The following is an 18,948-nucleotide window of genomic DNA, read 5'->3' on the forward strand; positions in this document are numbered from 1 at the left end:
CCGGGGCCCGGGGCGTCCCGCGAAGCCCGCGCCGTCCCCCGGCCGGGCGCCGCCTCGTTCCGTCGCACGCGCCGTCCCCGCCGCGCCAGAGAGCCTCGGCCGGGACAGCCGTCACCTCGCGGGGCGCCGTCCCCCGTACGGCCGCCTCCACCCGGTCGGCCGGGCCGAGGTCGCGCGCCTCGTCCAGGACGACGGCGCGGCGCGCGGCGATGCCTTCGCGGCGCAGCACGATCGCCTGCCGCACGTAGTCGAGCCCCGTCGCGACGGTGAGCGCGACGGCGGCCGCCATGACCCAGAACCGGGCCGAGGCGAGCGGCCCCGTCAGGGCGAGCACGTACATGCCGACCGCGACGCCCTGCGTGAGGGTCTTGAGCTTGCCGCCCCGGCTCGCCGGGATCACTCCGTACCTGATGACGACGAAGCGCAGCAGCGTGATGCCCAGCTCGCGGCCCAGGATGACGCCCGTGACCCACCAGGGCAGGTCGCCGAGCGCCGAGAGGCAGCACAGCGCGGCTCCCATGATCGCCTTGTCGGCGATGGGGTCGGCGATCTTCCCGAAGTCGGTGACGAGGTTGTACGTGCGCGCGAGGTGGCCGTCGAAGAGGTCGGTGATCATCGCGACGGTGAAAGCGGCCCACGCGACGGAGCGCCACGCCGGGTCGTGTCCTCCGGCGACGAGCATCAGGGCGATGAAGCCGGGGACGAGGACGAGCCGGATCATCGTGAGGATGTTCGCGATGTTCCAGATACGGGGGGTGCCCGCGGCGCCCGCTGCGGTGCTGCCGCCCGGGACGCCGGTGCCGCTCGTGGCGGTTGCCGGGGCTCCCGTCATCTGCCTGCCTCCTCAAGACACTCCGCCACGAGATCGACGCCTTCGGTGCCGATCACCTTGGCGACGACCATACGGCCGACGCGGGGCGAAGCACCGCCCGGGAGCGCCGCGCCGCCGGTGAGAATGATCTGCCCGTCCGTCTCGGGGGCCTGGTGCGGCCCGCGGCCCAGGGCCGGCTCGTCCTCGGTGGCGGCGGATTCGACCAGCACCTCCATGGTCTCGCCGATCCGCTCCTCCGCACGCTGGGCGGTCAGTTCCTCGGCGAGCCGCGCGACGCGCGCGAGGCGCTCGGCGACGACCTCCTCGGGGAGCTTCGTCGCGTACGTCGCCGCCTCGGTGCCCTCCTCGTCGGAGTAGCCGAAGACGCCGATCGCGTCGAGGCGCGCGGAGGTCAGGAAACGTTCCAGCTCCGCGACGTCCTCCTCGGTCTCGCCCGGGAAGCCGACGATGAAGTTGGAGCGCACCCCGGCCTGGGGCGCCTTCGCGCGGATCTGGTCGAGCAGGCCGAGGAAGCTGTCGGTGCCGCCGAAGCGGCGCATCGCGCGCAGCACGCCCGGCGCCGAGTGCTGGAAGGAGAGATCGAAGTACGGGGCGATCTTCGGCGTGGAGGTGAGCACGTCGATCAGCCCGGGGCGCGTCTCGGCGGGCTGGAGGTAGCTCACGCGCACCCGCTCGATGCCGTCCACGGCCGCGAGCTCCGGCAGCAGCGTCTCCAGGAGGCGGATGTCCCCGAGGTCCTTGCCGTACGAGGTGTTGTTCTCGGAGACGAGCATGACCTCGCGCACGCCCTGCCCGGCGAGCCACCGCGTCTCGGCGAGCACGTCGGAGGGACGGCGCGAGATGAAGGAGCCGCGGAAGGAGGGGATGGCGCAGAAGGAGCAGCGGCGGTCGCAGCCGGAGGCGAGCTTGACGGAGGCCACGGGGCTGGTGCCGAGGCGGCGGCGCAGCGGGGCGCGCGGGCCGGAGGCGGGCGCGAGGCCGTCGGGGAGGTCGGCGGGCGCGGCGTCCTCGGGCTCGGGGGCCTGCTGCGCGTGGCCGGGGAGCGCGACGCCGGGGGCGTCCTGGCGGGCGGCGGGGCTCAGCGGCAGGAGCTTGCGACGGTCGCGCGGGGTGTGCGAGGCGTGGATGCCGCCGCTCAGGATCGTCTGCAAGCGGTCGGAGATGTTCGTGTAGTCGTCGAACCCGAGCACGCCGTCCGCCTCGGGCAGCGCCTCGGCGAGGTCCTTGCCGTACCGCTCGGCCATGCAGCCCACCGCGACGACGGCCTGGGTTCTGCCGTGCCCCTTGAGGTCGTTCGCCTCCAGGAGCGCGTCCACGGAGTCCTTCTTCGCGGCCTCCACGAAGCCACAGGTGTTGACGACGGCGACATCGGCGTGCGCGGCGTCCTCGACAAGGTCCCAGCCGTCCGCCTCCAGGCGGCCTGCCAGCTCCTCCGAGTCCACCTCGTTACGGGCGCAGCCAAGGGTGACGAGAGCGACGGTGCGGCGTTCGGGCATGGACTCAAGACTACTTCGTCCCCGGGCGGCCCCCTCCGCGCAGGTAGCGGTACGGGGCCGGGGCGCGCCCGGCGGCGCGGGCGCCCGGCGCCCCGGGCGCCCCTCAGCCCTCCGAGGGGTCGCCCTTCGTGTACGAGAGCCGCTGCACCTGGCCCGGGCGGAACGTGTCCGCGATGGCCTTGCCGTTCACGCACACGCGCACCGCGCCCGCGTCGCCGAGGACGAGGTCGACCTGCTCGTCGTCCGTGAACGTCTTGTGCTGCCCCTGCTCCAGGACACCGTCGAAGAGGCTGCGTCCCGTGTGGTCCTTGACCGAGACCCAGGAGCGGCGCTCGGGGACGGCCAGCTTCACCGTCACCTTGTCGGCGGGCAGCGCGGCGACGGCGCTCTCGGAGGGGTTCGCGGGCGAGGTGCTCCGGCTGGGCGACGTGCTCGGGGACGCGCTCGGCGAGGGTTTCGCGCTGTCGCCCGCCGGGGCGCCCTCGGCGGCGTGGCGCTTCGTCCCGGCGGGTTCGTCGCCGCCGCTGGCGACGGTGAAGCCCACGAAGGCGACGACGGCGACGATCGCGGCGACCATCGCCGCCGTCCAGTTGGGGCGGCGGCGGTCGGGCCTGATGCGCTCGGCCTCGAAGAGCGGCGCGGCGGGGGTGGGCAGCGGCCCGCCGTCGTGCAGCGCGTCGTAGCGCGCGAGCAGGGGCTCCGGGTCCAGGCCCACGGCGCGGGCGAGGGCGCGCAGGTGTCCCCGGGCGTAGACGGTGCCGCCGCACTGGGAGAAGTCGTCGTTCTCGATGGCCTGGACGAGGGGGACGCGGATCCGCGTCGAGGCGCTCACGTCCTCGACCCGGAGCCCGGCCTTCGCGCGGGCCTGCCGCAGCGTCTCGCCGAGGGACGGACCGTCGTCGGAAGGGCGTTCTTCTGCTGGGGAGTTGCCGATGGACACGAGAGCGCCTTTCGAGCGTGCAGCCATCTGCTGGAGGTTCAGTCTAGGGGGGCTGTAAAAGGCTCGGGCAACCCGGCGGAGGGGGTTTTACGCCATCGGAATGCCCGGAGATCCCGGGCCGCCCCCGGCCCCGGAACCTCCACACATCCCGCACTTCGCACGCGCCCCACCGGCCCCCGTCCACTCCGCACCTGAACGGATGACGGACGCTGGGCCACGAGGCGGCGCGGCGCCGCCGGATCGCTTCCGCCTCCATGGACGCGCGACCCGCCGAAAGGGTTGCCCGCCACGTCCGCCGCGCGGCGTCAGCGCCACGCCACGTCCGCCCCCGCGCGGCGTCAGCCCGCGCCGTCCCCCGCCGTGCCCGGCGTCCCGGACGCCCCGGCGGCTCCCGCACCGCCCGCGCCCCCGCCGCCGCGGATCTCGTCGATGACGCCGTCCAGCTCGTCCGGTTTGACGAGGACGTCGCGCGCCTTGGAGCCCTCGCTCGGCCCCACGATGCGGCGCGTCTCCATGAGGTCCATGAGGCGTCCCGCCTTCGCGAAGCCGACCCGCAGCTTGCGCTGGAGCATCGACGTGGAGCCGAACTGGCTCGTGACCACGAGTTCGGTCGCCTGGAGCAGCAGGTCGAGGTCGTCGCCGATCTCCTCGTCGATCTCCTTCTTCTGCTGCGAGCCGACCACGACGTCGTCGCGGAAGACCGGCGCCATCTGCTCCTTGCAGTGCCGCACGACGGCGGCGATCTCCGCCTCGGTGACGAAGGCGCCCTGTATGCGGGTCGCCTTGTTGTCGCCCATCGGCAGGAAGAGCCCGTCGCCCTTGCCGATGAGCTTCTCGGCGCCGGGCTGGTCGAGGATGACGCGGCTGTCGGCGAGCGAGGACGTCGCGAAGGCGAGCCGGGAGGGCACGTTCGCCTTGATGAGGCCGGTCACGACGTCGACCGAGGGGCGCTGCGTCGCGAGGACGAGGTGGATGCCGGCGGCGCGGGCGAGCTGGGTGATCCGTACGATCGCGTCCTCGACGTCGCGCGGCGCGACCATCATGAGGTCGGCCAGCTCGTCCACGATCACGAGCAGGTACGGGTAGGGCTGGAGCTCGCGCTCGCTGCCCTCGGGCGTCGTGAGCTTGCCCTCGCGGATCGCCGCGTTGAAGTCGTCGATGTGCCGGTAGCCGAAGGCCGCGAGGTCGTCGTAGCGCAGGTCCATCTCGCGCACGACCCACTGGAGCGCCTCGGCGGCCTTCTTCGGGTTGGTGATGATCGGCGTGATGAGGTGCGGGATGCCCTCGTACGCGGTCAGCTCGACGCGCTTGGGGTCGACGAGCACGAGGCGTACGTCCTCCGGCGTCGCGCGCATCATGATCGAGGTGATGAGGCAGTTGATGCACGAGGACTTGCCGGAGCCGGTCGCGCCCGCGACGAGGACGTGCGGCATCTTCGCGAGGCTGTGCATGACGTAGCCGCCCTCGACGTCCTTGCCGAAGGCGACGAGCATCGGGTCGTCGTCCTCGGCGGCGTCGGCGAGGCGCAGCACGTCCCCCAGGTTGACCATCTCGCGGTCCGTGTTCGGGATCTCGATGCCGACGGCGGACTTGCCGGGGATGGGGCTGATGATGCGCACGTCGGGGCTCGCGACGGCGTACGCGATGTTCTTCGTGAGCGCCGTGATGCGCTCCACCTTGACCGCGGGGCCGAGCGCGACCTCGTAGCGCGTCACCGTGGGACCGCGCGTGAAGCCGGTGACGCGCGCGTCGACCTTGAACTCGGTGAAGACGTTGGTGAGCGAGGCGACGACCGCGTCGTTGGCGGCGCTGCGCGCCTTGCCCGGGCCGCCGCGCTCCAGGAGGTCGAGGTTCGGCAGCGCGTAGGTGACGTCGCCGGAGAGCTGGAGCTGCTCGGCGCGCGGCGGGAGGTCGCGCGGCTCCTCGGGGGCCTTCTTCGTGAGGTCGGGTACGCCGCCGGACGCCTCGGCCCCGGCCCCGCGTCCGGCGGGCGACGCCGCGCCCGCCTCGCGCGGGCCGGCGCCGCGCGAGGCGCCCGCCGCGTCCCGCCCGGCGCCGTCCTCGCGGGAGGCCGCCTTCTCGCGCGGCGTCGGCACGGGCGTCGTGGACTCGCCCTCGCGGCGCCCCGTCGCCACGCCGTTCGTCAGGTCGGCGACGAGCGAGGACGGCGGCAGGCCGTGCAGCACCGCGCCGTCGAGCGCGGCGGCGGCACGCGCCGCGACGTCCACCGGGTCGAGGTCGCGGTCCTCGAAGCCGCCGCCGCTCTCGCGCCGCCGCTCCAGCGCCGCCTCCTCGGCGTCCACGTCGTACGGGGCGCCGCCGCGGCGCCGCGCGCCGGCCCGGCGGCTCCTGGCCCGCGCGAGCTCGTCCGCCTCGTCCTCCTGGGCGACGCTCCCGGCGAACTCCCCGGCCTCCGCGGCTTCCTCCCGGAAGATGCCGAGCCGCACGCCCAGCCCGCGCAGTCGTTGCGGGATCGCGTTGACGGGCGTCGCGGTCACGACGAGCAGGCCGAAGACGGTGAGCAGGAGGAGCAGCGGGACGGCGAGGACCTCGCCCATCGTGAAGATGAGCGGGCTCGCGGCGGCCCAGCCGATGAGCCCGCCCGCGTCCTGGAGCGCCTCGATGCCCGCGTCCCTGCTCGGCGCGCCGCAGGCGACGTGCACCTGCCCGAGAACGCCGACGACGAGCGCGGAGAGGCCGATGACGATGCGTCCGTTCGCCTCGGGCTGCTCGGGGTGGCGGATGAGGCGGACGGCGACGACGCCGAGCAGTATCGGGACGAGCAGGTCGAGGCGGCCGAAGGCGCCGGTGACGAGGAGTTCGACGAGTTCGCCCACGGGGCCGTCGAGCCGGGACCAGGTGCCGGCGGCGACGACCAGGGCGAGGCCGAGGAGGAGCAGCGCGAGCCCGTCCTTGCGGTGCGCGGGGTCGAGGCCTCTGGCGCCGCGCCCCACGCCGCGCAGCATCGCCCCGATGCCGTGGGCGAGCCCGAGCCACACGGCCCTGACGAGCCGGTAGATGCCGTGGGTGGGACTGGGGGCCGCTTTGACGGGCGCCTTCTTGACCGGGCCCTTCCTGGCGGGGGGCTTGGCGGCGCTCTTCTTCGCCACAGCTTTCTTCGCGGGGGGCGCGCCGGCCGGTTTCGCGGGGGCCTTCTTCGACCCGCCCCCGGCACGCGGTCGCGCGGGACGCGCCGCGCTCGGAGAGCCCTTGCCGGAGGAACGAGAAGCCATGTGCTGAGGTTACCGGGCACGACCACTGACGACACCTGTGACTACCGCTTCACCCGTTCGTGTCGCCCCCTGAATGAACGCCAAGTTGACGAAGGCTCACGAGGGAGGCGGCGGAGGGCGCGGCGGGCGCGGTACGCCGGAGATGCCCCGGCGGCCTGCCCGAGGGAAGGTGCACACGTCACCTGGCGCCCCGCCCCGTACCTCTCACCCCGGCGTTTCCCCACGCCCGGGCCGTACGCGCGTCGCGTCGCCTCAGCCCTGTGCGGGGAGGCTCGCCGTGCCGGAGCCGCCCGAGCCGGGTTCCAGCGCGTCGAGGGCGCGGCGCAGTCCGGTGAGCTTGCGCTCCAGGTGCGCGGCCGTGGCGACCGCGGCGGCGTCGGCCGCGTCGTCGAGCTGTTTGGAGAGGGCCTCGGCCTGTTCCTCGACCGCCGCGAGCCGCGAGGAGAGCTCGGCGACGACCCCGCCGTTGCTCTTGTGGCCCCGGCGCGCCGCGCCGCCGGTGCCCTCGGCGCCGGTCCCCTCGCCCTCGCCGTTGAGCTGGAGGCGGAGCAGCTCGGCCTGGTCCTTGAGCTTGCAGTTCTTCTTGTAGAGGTCCACGAAGACGGAGACCTTGGCGCGCAGCACCCACGGGTCGAAGGGCTTGGAGATGTAGTCGACCGCACCGGCCGCGTACCCGCGGAAGGTGTGGTGGGGGCCGTGGTTGATGGCCGTGAGGAAGATGATCGGAATGTCTCTGGTGCGCTCGCGGCGCTTGATGTGCGCGGCGGTCTCGAAGCCGTCCATGCCCGGCATCTGCACGTCAAGGAGGATGACCGCGAAGTCATCCGTCAGCAGCGCTTTGAGCGCTTCCTCTCCCGACGACGCCCGGACCAAAGTCTGATCGAGCGCGGAGAGGATGGCCTCCAGCGCGAGCAGATTCTCCGGCCGGTCATCGACCAGGAGAATCTTGGCCTTCTGGACCATGGCCCGCCCTCCTCGCTCCGGCATTCCGTGGGGCTCCGCCCCGGTAGACGGCTCTGGCGCGCCGTCCGTTCCTGTGCCGGTCATCGTAGCCGCACCCCACTTGTCGCCACACCCAGTCACCGCCAAGTCACGCGGTACGAGGTGGGAACGGCGGGGCGCAGGGGAAAGTTCCCGCGATCCGCCCGGCCGCACCTGCCGGGGGCCGGCCGCGCGCGCCGCCCGTACCGCCGGATTGACCGAGGCCGAGGGCGCGTGGCGCACGTCACGGGCCCGCCCCGGCGTCCCGCCGCCCCCCGGCGCACGACCGGGGGCACGGCGGGGCGCATGGCAGCACACCCACCGGCGCACCACCAGGCCGGTCACTTCACGCGCAGCCACTTCTCCAGCGCGGTCAGCAAACGGTCGGGATCGACCGGCTTGGTGACATAGTCGGACGCGCCGGAATCGATGGCCTTCTCCCGGTCGCCCTTCATCGCCTTCGCCGTGAGCGCGACGATCGGCAGCCCCGCGAACTGCGGCATCCGCCGGATCGCGGTCGTCGTCGCGTACCCGTCCATCTCCGGCATCATGATGTCCATCAGGACGACGCGGACCTCGTCGTGCTGCTCCAGCACCTCGATGCCCTCGCGCCCGTTCTCGGCGTAGAGCACGGAGAGCCCGTTCTCCTCCAACATGCTGGTGAGCGCGAAGACGTTGCGCACGTCGTCGTCCACGATGAGGACCTTCTCGTCGTGGAAGGTGTACGTGTTGCGCTGCGGAGGCAGCTCGCCGGGCGCCAGCTCGGGCAGCTCGGCCTCGTCCTCCGCCTCGCCGTACTCCTCCTCGTCCTCGGCGCCCTCCTCGGCCCCGAGGCCGGGCCGGTCCCCGGCGGCGGCACCCTGTTCCACGGCGTCACCCGCCGCGTCACCCGCACCCGCACCCGCACCGGTGCCCGCATCGGCATCGGCGTCCGCGTCGGCAGCCGCACCGTCAGAAGCCTCAGCGGCCGAAGCCCCGGCCCGCTCCTCGCCCGTACCCGCGCCCGGCTCCCCCGCGCCATCGGCCCCGCCGCGTGCCGCGCCCAGGTTCTCCGCCGCGTCCCGGTCCGCCGCCGCGTCGCCGCCGCCCGTACGGGACTCCTCGGGCACCGCGGCCTTCCCGCCGTCACCCGCAGACGCGTCGTCCTCCGGGGCGCCGCGCTCCCCCTTCTCCTCCCGCTTGCGCCGCAGCTCCTCGGCCTGCATGGCCTTGCGGCGGCGGCGGAACTTCTCGGCGGGACCGTTGCGGTTGTCGCGCACCGGCGTGAGAGCGCCGCCCGTGAGGGTCGGCGTCATGGGACGCTCGCCCGGCACGAAGCGGTCGCCCGTCTCGACGGCGGGCGCGAGGTCCGTCATGCCGCCCGGCGCCGGGACGTCGCCCGGGTGCAGCGGCAGGTAGAGCGTGAACGTCGAGCCGCGTCCCGGCTGGCTCTGCGCGTCGATCTCGCCGCCGAGCAGGCGCGCGATCTCCCGGCTGATCGAGAGCCCGAGGCCCGTACCGCCGTACTTGCGGCTCGTCGTGCCGTCCGCCTGCTTGAACGCCTCGAAGATGACGCGCATCTTGCCCTCGGCGATGCCGATCCCGGTGTCCGTGACCGAGAAGGCGATCATCTTGCCGTCCGGCTCGGTGAGCGAACCGGCTTCGAGCAGCTGCTCCCTGATCGCGTCCGGCACATCGGCGCCCGCCGGGCGGATGATCAGCTCGACCGCCCCGCTGCCGGTGAACTTCACCGCGTTCGACAGCAGGTTGCGCAGCACCTGGAGGAGGCGCTGCTCGTCGGTGTGCAGCGTGGCGGGCAGCTCCGGCGAGACCCGTACCGAGAAGTCGAGGTTCTTCTCGACGGTCATCGGGCGGAACGTCGCCTCGACGTAGTCCACGAGCTGGACGAGCGCGATGCGGGTCGGCGAGACCTCCATCTTGCCCGCCTCGACCTTGGACAGGTCCAGGATGTCGTTGATGAGCTGGAGCAGGTCGGAACCGGCCCCGTAGATCGTCTCCGCGAACTCGACCTGCTTGTGCGAGAGGTTGCGCTCCGCGTTGTCCGCGAGCAGCTTCGCGAGGATCAGCAGCGAGTTGAGCGGCGTGCGCAGTTCGTGCGACATGTTCGCGAGGAACTCGGACTTGTAGCGCATCGAGACCGCGAGCTGTTCGGCGCGCTCCTCCAGGACCTGCCGCGCGTTCTCGATCTCGCCGTTCTTGACCTCGATGTCGCTGTTCTGCCGCACGAGGAGCGCGGCCTTCTCCTCCAGTTCCGCGTTGGACTCCTGGAGCGCCTTCTGCCGTTGCTCCAGTTCGTCCGAGCGGTCCTTGAGCTGCGCCGTCAGCTCCTGCGACTGCGTGAGCAGCACGGCGGTCTTCGAGTTGACGCTGATCGTGTTGACGCTCGTCGCGATCATCTCGGCGATCTGCGCGAGGAAGTCCCGCTGGATCTGCGTGAACTGCGCGAACGTCGCCAGCTCGATGACCCCGAGCACCTTGCCCTCGAAGAGCAGCGGCAGCACCACGACCTGCGCGGGCGTCGCCTGCCCGAGCCCCGAGGAGATCTTGATGTAGTCGACCGGCACCTTGTTGACGGTCAGCACGCGCTTCTCACGCGCCGCCGTGCCCACCAGGGTCTCCCCCGGCCGGAAGGTCGTCGGCATCATGCCGGCCGCGTAGTTGTACGAGCCGATCAGCCGCAGCTGGTACGCCTCGTCGTCGACGTCGGTGACCTCCGCGCCCTCCTCCAGCGGTTCCGCGAGGAAGAACGCGCCGTGCTGCGCGGTCACGACCGGGGTCAGCTCGCTCATGATGAGCTGCGCGACGTCCGTGAGGTCGCGGCGCCCCTGGAGCAGCCCGGAGATACGGGCCAGGTTGCCCTTGAGCCAGCTCTGCTCCTCGTTCGCGAGCGTCGTGTCCCGCAGGTTCCCGATCATCGTGTTGATCGTGTCCTGGAGGCGCAGGATCTCGCCCGACGCCTGCGTCTTCGCCGAGACGTTGAGGTCGCCGCGGGTCACCGCCGTCGCCACCGAGGCCATGCCGCGCACCTGGTCGGTCAGGTTGAAGGCCATCTCGTTCACCGAGTCGGTCAGCTCGCGCCACGTACCGTCCACGTCGCGGACCTGCGCCTGGCCGCCGAGGATGCCCTCGGTGCCCACCTCGCGGGCGACGCGGGTGACCTGCTCGGCGAAGCTGGAGAGCTGGTCGACCATCGTGTTGATGGTCGTCTTGAGCTCCAGGATCTCCCCGCGCGCGTCGATGTCGATCTTCTTCGTCAGATCGCCCTTGGCGATGGCCGTCGTCACCATCGCGATGTTGCGGACCTGGCCCGTCAGGTTGGACGCCATCGAGTTCACGGACTCGGTGAGGTCCTTCCAGGTCCCCGAGACCCCCGGCACCCGCGCCTGGCCGCCCAGGATGCCGTCCGTGCCCACCTCGCGCGCGACCCGTGTCACCTGCTCGGCGAAGGCCGAGAGCGTCGTGACCATGATGTTGACGGTGTCCGCGAGCTGGGCGACCTCGCCCCGCGCCTCGACGGTGACCTTCTTGGTCAGGTCGCCGTTGGCGACCGCCGTCGCGACCTGCGAGATGCCGCGCACCTGCGAGGTGAGGTTTTTCGCCATGATGTTGACGTTGTCGCTCAGGTCCTTCCAGATGCCCGTCACGCCGGGCACCCGCGCCTGACCGCCGAGGTTCCCCTCGGTGCCCACGTCGCGGGCCACGCGGGTCACCTCGTCCGCGAACGCGGAGAGCTGATCGACCATGGTGTTGACGGTCGTGACGAGTTCGAGGATCTCGCCCTTCGCGTCCACGGTGATCTTCTTCGACAGGTCGCCGCGCGCCACCGCCGTCGTCACCTCGGCGATGTTGCGCACCTGGAGCGTCAGGTTGTTCGCCATGCCGTTGACGGACTGCGTGAGGTCCTTCCACGTGCCCGAGACACCCTGCACCTCGGCCTGGCCCCCGAGCCGGCCCTCGGTGCCGACCTCCTGGGCGACGAGGGTGACCTGCTCCGCGAAGTTCGAGAGCTGGTCGACCATCGTGTTGAGCGTGTTCTTGAGCTCCAGGATCTCGCCCCGCGCGTCCACCGTGATCTTCTGCGAGAGGTCACCGCGCGCGACTGCCGTCGCGACCTGCGCGATGTTGCGCACCTGATCGGTCAGGTTCCCGGCCATCCCGTTCACCGAGTCGGTCAGCTCGCGCCAGACCCCGGCGACGCCCGGCACCTGCGCCTGCCCGCCGAGCTGCCCCTCCGTACCCACTTCGAGCGCGACGCGGGTCACCTGCTCGGCGAAGGCGGAGAGCTGGTCGACCATCGTGTTGATGGTGTTCTTGAGCTCCAGGATCTCCCCGCGCGCGTCCACGTCGATCTTCTGCGAGAGATCGCCCCGCGCCACGGCCGTCGTCACGTCCGCGATCTGCCGTACCTGCGAGGTCAGGTTGGACGCCATCGAGTTGACGGAATCGGTCAGTTCCCGCCACGTACCGAGCACGCCGTCGACCCGTGCCTGACCGCCGAGGCGGCCCTCGGTGCCCACGTCCCGCGCCATCCTGGTGACCTGCTCGGCGAAGGACGAGAGCTGGTCCACCATCGTGTTCACGGTGTTCTTGAGCTGGAGCATCTCGCCGGAGACGTCCACCGTGACCTTCTGCGAGAGATCCCCGCTGGCCACGGCCGTCGTCACCTGCGCGATGTTGCGCACCTGACCGGTGAGGTTGCGGAAGGCCGTGTTGACCGAGTCGGTCAGGTCCTTCCACGTCCCCGCCGCGCCCGGCACGTTCGCCTGACCGCCGAGCTGCCCCTCGACACCGACCTCGCGCGCGACGCGCGTCACCTCCGAGCCGAAGGACTGGAGCTGGTCGACCATGGTGTTGACGGTGTTCTTGAGCTCCAGCATCTCCCCGGCCACCGCGACGGTGACCTTCTGCGAGAGATCCCCGCTCGCGACCGCCGTCGTGACGGTCGCGATGTCCCGCACCTGCGTCGTCAGGTTGCGGAACACCGTGTTGACCGAGTCCGTGAGGTCCTTCCACGTCCCCGCGGCACCCGGCACGTTCGCCTGACCGCCGAGCTGCCCGTCGAAACCGACCTCGCGCGCCACCCGCGTCACCTCGTCAGCGAAGGTGCGCAGCGTCTGCGTCATCTGGTTGATGGTCTGCGCGAGTTGCGCGATCTCACCGCGCGCGCTCACCTCGACCTTACGCGACAGGTCCCCGTTGGCGACGGCCGTCGTGACGTCCGCGATCCCGCGCACCTGCGCGGTCAGGTTCCCCGCCATGAGGTTCACCGAGTCGGTGAGGTCCTTCCACACCCCGGCGACGCCGGGCACCCGCGCCTGCCCGCCGAGTTCGCCCTCGGTACCCACCTCGCGCGCGACGCGGGTGACCTCCTGCGAGAAGGCCGAGAGCTGGTCGACCATCGTGTTGACCGTGTTCTTGAGCTCCAGCATCTCGCCTTCGACGTGCACCGTCACCTTGCGCGAGAGATCACCCGCAGCGACGGCCGTCGTCACCGTCGCGATGTCGCGCACCTGCGCGGTGAGGCGGTACGCCATCGTGTTGACGGAGTCGGTCAGGTCCTTCCAGGACCCCGACATGCCCCGTACCTTCGCCTGCCCGCCGAGCTTGCCCTCGGTACCGACCTCGCTCGCGACGCGCGTCACCTCGTCGGTGAAGGTCGAGAGCATGTCCACGAGGTTGTTGACCGTACGGCCCACCTTGAGGAACTCGCCGCGCAGCGGGTGCCAGGTCCCCTCCGGCGTCTGCCCGCGCAGCTCCATCCGCTGCTCCAGGTCGCCGTCCGCGACCGCGGAGAGCACCCGGCCCACCTCCGAGACGGGCCGCGCCAGCTCGTCCACGAGCGCGTTGGACGCGGTCACCGCCGTCGCCCAGGCGCCTTCGAGCACGCCGGTCTCCAGGCGCTCCGTGAGTTTTCCCTCACGCCCGACCACGCGCCGCACCCGCGACAGCTCACCCGTGAGGTGCAGATTACGGTCGGCGACCTCGTTGAAGACGGCCGCGATCTCGGCCATGATCCCGTCGCCCGAGACCGTGAGCCGCTTGCGGAAGTTCCCGTCCCGCATCGCCTCCAGCGCGGCGAGGAGCCGGTTCAGCGAGGTCGTGTCGACCTCCGTCGTCCCCCTGCCCCTGGCCCCGCCGCCCGTCCGGCCGCTCCGGGAGGGCTCGCGCCGGGACGACTGCTGTCCGCTCTCCGCGCGCGTACGGGTACGTCGCGTCGCTGCGCCAGACTCCACCGTGGTCCCTCCCGTGGGCTTCGACCTCGTGCTCGTGCCGGACCGCGCGGCGGCGGGCCCGTTCATTCCGTAAGGCTCCCCCAAGTGTTTCACCCCGCCCCCGCAGGCCATAACAGTTCGGCAGCTTCGGGCTCCGGCGACACTCTTCGGGGCGGAAACACAGCGAACCGGCATCCACCGGACCCGGGATGGTAAGTAACCTGGGCCTGAGCTGTCCCTCCTGCCGGTCCACGGGGCCGGGGTGGGGGCACGGTGGCACGAACCTGCCGTGCGGCACAACGGCAGCCGCACGGCACACGGCAACAAAGGGGCGGCCGAGGATGGGACTGGGTTACGCCGGGGAAGACGCCCCGGACTCACGCCCCGGGGCGGACGACGCCCCCGCGCGGCGGGCGGACGAGGAGCGGCCGGAGGCCGGCTCCTCCCGCGTCGCGGGCCCGCGTGCCACGACAGAGAACGCCGACTTCGTGACAGGGAGTGCTGTGACCGCTCGGGCGTCCGCCACCTTCGCCCCCGAGGGACGCTCCGTCGCGACGGCCCGCGCCTTCGTCCGCGACACCCTCCAGGGCTGGGGCTTCACCGACCTCGTGGACGACGCGACGGTCCTCACCAGCGAGCTGGTCACCAACGCCGTCGTCCACGCGGGCACGAACGCCGAGGTCCTGTGCCTGCGCGAGGAGGACGGGGTACGCGTCGAGGTCGCCGACCGCTACCCGGACCGCGAGGTCCCGCTGCACGCCGCCCCGTACACCCTCACCGACCCCGAGCGCGAGGGCGGGCGCGGCCTCCAGCTCTGCGCGGCGCTCGCCGCCCGCTGGGGCGTCGAGTACTCCTCGACGCACAAGACGGTCTGGTTCCGCCTCGACCTGCCCGCACGCTCCGTCGGCACCCGCAGCGCCGGCCCGCTCCTGCCCGACGAACTGCTGCCGCTCGCCGCGGGCCACGTACAGGTCGCCGTCGTCCAGCTCGACGCCGAGGAGAGCGTCTCGGCGTGGAACGACGACGCCGAGGAGATGTTCGGCTACGCCGCCGCCCAGGTCGTCGGCAAACCGCTCAGCGACCTCGCCGCCTGGCCGCACACCCCGGGCACCGGCACGGGCGTCGCCGAGGCGCTGCGCCTGTCGCGCTGGGAGGGCAGCTACGGGCTCCGCGCCGCCTCCGGCCGCGTCGTCCCCGTCTACGCCTCGCACCTGCGCGTGCGCGACGCCGACGGCGCCCCGTCCACGGTGTGCCTCCTCGTCCACGACGAGGAGCGCGCCATCCTCCAGGCCCCGCTGCGCCCGAGCCGCAACGACGGCGCGGGCCGCGGCGACGCGACGGCGCCCGACGCCTTCGAGACCTTCATCGGCACCCCGCCGCCCGAGAACCTCGACGGCCTCCTCCAGCGCACGGTGGAACGCGCCAGGGACATGCTCGAAGGCGACGCCGCCTTCCTCCTGCTCGCCACGGACGACGAGACGGAGCTGGAGGTCCGCGCCTCGACGGGCCTGCCCTCGGCGCGCCAGCGCTTCGCCCGCGTCCAGGTCGAGGCGGGCGTCGGCCGCTACGGCTCGGCCCGGATGCCCGCCGTGCACGAGGACCTCAAGGACGTACCGGGCGCGGTGCCGCTCCTGGACGGCACGGGGATGCGCTCCGTCGTGACGGTGCCGCTCAAGGTCGAGGGCCGGCTGACGGGCTCGCTCGGCGTCGCGGCCGAGTCTCCGGAGCGCTTCACCAACGAGGAGGCGCTGCGCCTCCAGTTCGCCGCCGACCGCATCGCGCTGGCCGTCGAGTCGGCGCGCCTGGGCGAGCTGGAGAAGCTGCGGCGCGGTTCGCTCTCCTTCCTCGTGGAGGCGTCCGACCTGCTCGCGGGCACGCTCGACAGGGACCAGACGCTGGCGCTCATGGCGCAGATGACGGTGCCGAACGTCGCGACGTGGTGCGCCGTCTACACGATCGCCGATCCCGCCTCGGAGCCGTACCTCTCGTACGTGCTGCACGAGGACGAGGACCGCATCGACGGCCTCAAGGAACTCCTGACCCGCGTCGCGCCGCCGGAACCGGTGACGACGCCGGGCCCGCGCACGTGGACGGCGCCCGCCGAGGCGGCGCACCAGGCGGCGCTGCGGGACTCGATGCGCAGTCTCGACCCGCACGAGCTGACCCTCGTGGGCGCGGGCATCGGCGACACCCTCGCGACGGCCGCCGCGGTGGGCGGCGAGACGGTCGTCCTGCCCCTCGTGGCCCGCAACCGCGTCATCGGGATGCTGACGCTCGGCAAGCCCGCCGACGAGCACTTCCGGCAGGAGATCCTCGAACTCGCCGAGGACCTGTCCCGCCGTGCCGCGCTCGCCCTGGACAACGCGCGCCTGTACTCGGAGCGCAACGCGATCAGCCAGTCGCTCCAGCGCTCCCTGCTGCCGCCCCTGCCGCTCCCCGACGTCCCGAACGTCGAGGTGGAGGTCATCTACCGCGCGGCGGGCGAGGGCAACGAGGTCGGCGGCGACTTCTACGACCTCTTCCCGATCCGCGAGGGCGTCTACGGCTTCGCCATCGGCGACGTGTGCGGTACGGGCCCCGAGGCCGCGGCGGTCACGGGCCTCGCCCGCCACGCGCTGCGTCTCCTGGCCCGCGAGAACCTGCCGGGCCCGGCGGTCCTGGAACGCCTCAACGCCGCGATCCTGGACGAGGGCCCCCGCAGCCGCTTCCTCACGCTGCTCTACGGCGAGCTGCACCCGCGCGAGGACGGCAGCGCGCTGCTCAAGGTGGTGTGCGCGGGCCACCCGCTGCCGCTGCGCCTGCGTCAGGACGGCACGGTGCGCCCGGCCGCGGAACCCCAGCCGCTGCTCGGTGTGATGGACGACCTGGAGCTGTACGAGGAGACGGTCACCCTCGACCCCGGCGATGTGCTCCTGTGCGTCACGGACGGGATCACCGAGCGCCGCGAGGGGACACGGATGCTCGGCGACGACGGTCTCGCCGAGGTCCTCAAGGGCTGCACGGGGCTCACGGCCGGCGCGGTCGCGGCCCGTGTCATGCGGGCGGTCGCGAACTTCGCGGCGGACGCGCCCTCCGACGACATGGCGATCCTGGCCCTGCGCCTGCCGGGTCTGCACCAGGACTGACCGGGCGGGACTGACCGGGAAACGCGAGAAGGGCCCCCGCCTTGAGGCGGGGGCCCTTCTTCGTTCTCTACGAGCCCCAAAACGGAATCGAACCGTTGACCTTCTCCTTACCATGGAGACGCTCTACCGACTGAGCTATTGGGGCCGGTCCCGCACGCGCTGTGGCGCGTGGCGACGAACGAAATCATACCCCGATTCCGCACCCGCCCCGCACCACACGTCCCTCCTGGCCGCTCAGCCCCGCACGGGGAGCCGCACGATGCCGCCGAGAGCGTTGCAGACGGCCACGAGGCGCTGGAGCTCCCGCTTGGGCAGTCCGTCTCCGAGGGGCAGGGCGAGGGTCTCGGCCGCGGCGTTCTCGGTGGCGGGAAGGCAGACGTCGCGCCGGTAGCCGGGCAGGCGGTGCAGGGGTGTCGGTACGGGGATGCGGCAGTCGACGCCCTTCGCGCGGGCCGCGCGGACGAACGCGTCCCGGTCCGGCCGGCCGTTGCCGGGCACGCGGGCGACGTAGCGCAGATACGTGTGCGCGCTCGCGCTCCGCGGCGGCTCGACGCCCCGCAGCCGCGCGTCGAGGTACCGCGCCCCTTCGGTCCGCGCCGCGGGCACGGTCCGTTCGGAACCCGCCTCGTGGTGCTCCAGCACGAGCAGGCCGTGCCGGCCGCCCAGTTCCCTCAGCGCCCCGAGCGCCGCCGGCCTGCCGAACCGGTGCCCGACGACGATCACCGCCGTGCCCGGGCCCAGCACGCTCGCCACGTGCGCGACGTCGAGGTTGTACGTGTACGGATCGATGTCGGCGAAGACGGGACGCGCCCCCAGGCCGAGAACGGCCTCGGCGGTCCCCGGGCCGTCGAACGCGGATATGACGACCTCGTCCCCGCTTCCGATACCTGCGGCTCGCAGCAGTCTCGCGGTGTCCATGCCTGGATGGTCGCCCGCCGACATGAACACGACGCGAAGTGCGGAAAAACATTGGGAAAGCAAAAAGAGGGTGCCCCGAGTCCGAAAACTCAGGGCACCCTCTCACGTATTGTTCGGCGGCGTCCTACTCTCCCACAAGGTCCCCCTTGCAGTACCATCGGCGCTACGCAGCTTAGCTTCCGGGTTCGGAATGTAACCGGGCGTTTCCCACGCGCTATGACCACCGAAACACTATAAAACCCGACCACCCCGCCACACCGTAATAACGGGGGCAGTGTGTGATCATTCGTGGTTTCAGAACCAACACAGTGGACGCGAGCAACTGAGGACAAGCCCTCGGCCTATTAGTACCGGTCAACTCCACCCCTCACAGGGCTTCCATATCCGGCCTATCAACCCAGTCGTCTACTGGGAGCCTTACCCTCTCAAAGGAGGTGGGAACACTCATCTCGAAGCAGGCTTCCCGCTTAGATGCTTTCAGCGGTTATCCCTCCCGAACGTAGCCAACCAGCCATGCCCTTGGCAGAACAACTGGCACACCAGAGGTTCGTCCGTCCCGGTCCTCTCGTACTAGGGACAGCCCTTCTCATAATTCCTACGCGCACAGCGAATAGGGACCGAACTGTTCTCACGACGTTTCTAAACCCAGCTCGCGTACCGCTTTAATGGGCGAACAGCCCAACCCTTGGGACCGACTCCAGCCCCAGGATGCGACGAGCCGACATCGAGGTGCCAAACCATCCCGTCGATATGGACTCTTGGGGAAGATCAGCCTGTTATCCCCGGGGTACCTTTTATCCGTTGAGCGACGGCGCTTCCACAAGCCACCGCCGGATCACTAGTCCCGACTTTCGTCCCTGCTCGACCCGTCGGTCTCACAGTCAAGCTCCCTTGTGCACTTACACTCAACACCTGATTACCAACCAGGCTGAGGGAACCTTTGGGCGCCTCCGTTACTCTTTAGGAGGCAACCGCCCCAGTTAAACTACCCATCAGACACTGTCCCCGATCCGGATCACGGACCCGGGTTAGACATCCAGCACGACCAGAGTGGTATTTCAACAACGACTCCACAACCACTGGCGTGGCCGCTTCACAGTCTCCCACCTATCCTACACAAGCCGAACCGAACACCAATATCAAACTGTAGTAAAGGTCCCGGGGTCTTTCCGTCCTGCTGCGCGAAACGAGCATCTTTACTCGTAATGCAA

8 protein-coding genes, 1 tRNA gene, 1 rRNA gene and 1 other annotated feature (1 of these 11 cut by a window edge) are annotated in these 18,948 nt (G+C 71.5%); of the genes, 1 reads left to right on the forward strand and 9 read right to left on the reverse strand.

What is annotated here, in order from left to right:
* From pgsA to SSBG_RS06040, 6 genes are all read right to left on the reverse strand, one after another.
* Nucleotides 1-832 (reverse strand): CDP-diacylglycerol--glycerol-3-phosphate 3-phosphatidyltransferase (gene pgsA / locus SSBG_RS06015; RefSeq protein ID WP_008745314.1); only part of this gene is annotated, 832 nt, incomplete at its 3' end.
* Nucleotides 829-2,328, reverse strand: a complete 1,500-nt coding sequence (gene rimO / locus SSBG_RS06020; RefSeq protein ID WP_008745315.1) for a 30S ribosomal protein S12 methylthiotransferase RimO — start codon at nt 2,326-2,328, stop codon at nt 829-831. The genes rimO and pgsA, both read right to left, overlap by 4 nt.
* Before the next feature lie 103 nt (nt 2,329-2,431).
* Nucleotides 2,432-3,268, reverse strand: coding sequence for a helix-turn-helix domain-containing protein (locus SSBG_RS06025; protein ID WP_037869059.1), 837 nt, complete (start codon nt 3,266-3,268; stop codon nt 2,432-2,434).
* Between the two features lie 338 nt (nt 3,269-3,606).
* Nucleotides 3,607-6,501 carry a DNA translocase FtsK gene (locus tag SSBG_RS06030; RefSeq protein ID WP_050776726.1) on the reverse strand — a complete coding sequence of 965 codons (2,895 nt, stop codon included), beginning with the start codon at nt 6,499-6,501 and terminating at the stop codon, nt 3,607-3,609.
* A gap of 252 nt (nt 6,502-6,753) precedes the next feature.
* A complete protein-coding gene (locus tag SSBG_RS06035; RefSeq protein ID WP_008745319.1) occupies nt 6,754-7,464 on the reverse strand; it encodes a response regulator in 711 nt (236 codons plus the stop codon).
* A 359-nt stretch (nt 7,465-7,823) separates the two neighbouring features.
* Nucleotides 7,824-13,715 carry a HAMP domain-containing protein gene (locus SSBG_RS06040; RefSeq protein WP_008745320.1) on the reverse strand — a complete coding sequence of 1,964 codons (5,892 nt, stop codon included), beginning with the start codon at nt 13,713-13,715 and terminating at the stop codon, nt 7,824-7,826.
* Nucleotides 13,716-14,035: 320 nt separating this feature from the next.
* Here SSBG_RS06040 and SSBG_RS06050 point away from each other — a divergent pair, with 320 nt between their 5' ends.
* Nucleotides 14,036-16,819, forward strand: a complete 2,784-nt coding sequence (locus tag SSBG_RS06050) for a SpoIIE family protein phosphatase (RefSeq protein WP_008745321.1) — start codon at nt 14,036-14,038, stop codon at nt 16,817-16,819.
* A 72-nt stretch (nt 16,820-16,891) separates the two neighbouring features.
* Here SSBG_RS06050 and SSBG_RS06055 read toward each other — a convergent pair.
* The 3 genes from SSBG_RS06055 to rrf form a co-directional block, all read right to left on the reverse strand.
* Nucleotides 16,892-16,964, reverse strand: a tRNA-Thr gene (locus SSBG_RS06055).
* A gap of 89 nt (nt 16,965-17,053) precedes the next feature.
* On the reverse strand, nt 17,054-17,737 hold the full coding sequence (locus SSBG_RS06060) for a DegT/DnrJ/EryC1/StrS family aminotransferase (RefSeq protein WP_008745322.1): 684 nt from the start codon (nt 17,735-17,737) through the stop codon (nt 17,054-17,056).
* Nucleotides 17,738-17,848: 111 nt separating this feature from the next.
* Nucleotides 17,849-17,965 (reverse strand): 5S ribosomal RNA (rrf, locus tag SSBG_RS06065).
* Nucleotides 17,966-18,061: 96 nt separating this feature from the next.
* Nucleotides 18,062-18,948, reverse strand: a sequence feature (mutual gap in cmsearch alignment for this rRNA model is longer than 100); it runs 2,162 nt beyond the window's last position.

It is taken from the genome of Streptomyces sp. SPB074 (assembly GCF_000154905.1).
GTDB lineage: Bacteria > Actinomycetota > Actinomycetes > Streptomycetales > Streptomycetaceae > Streptomyces.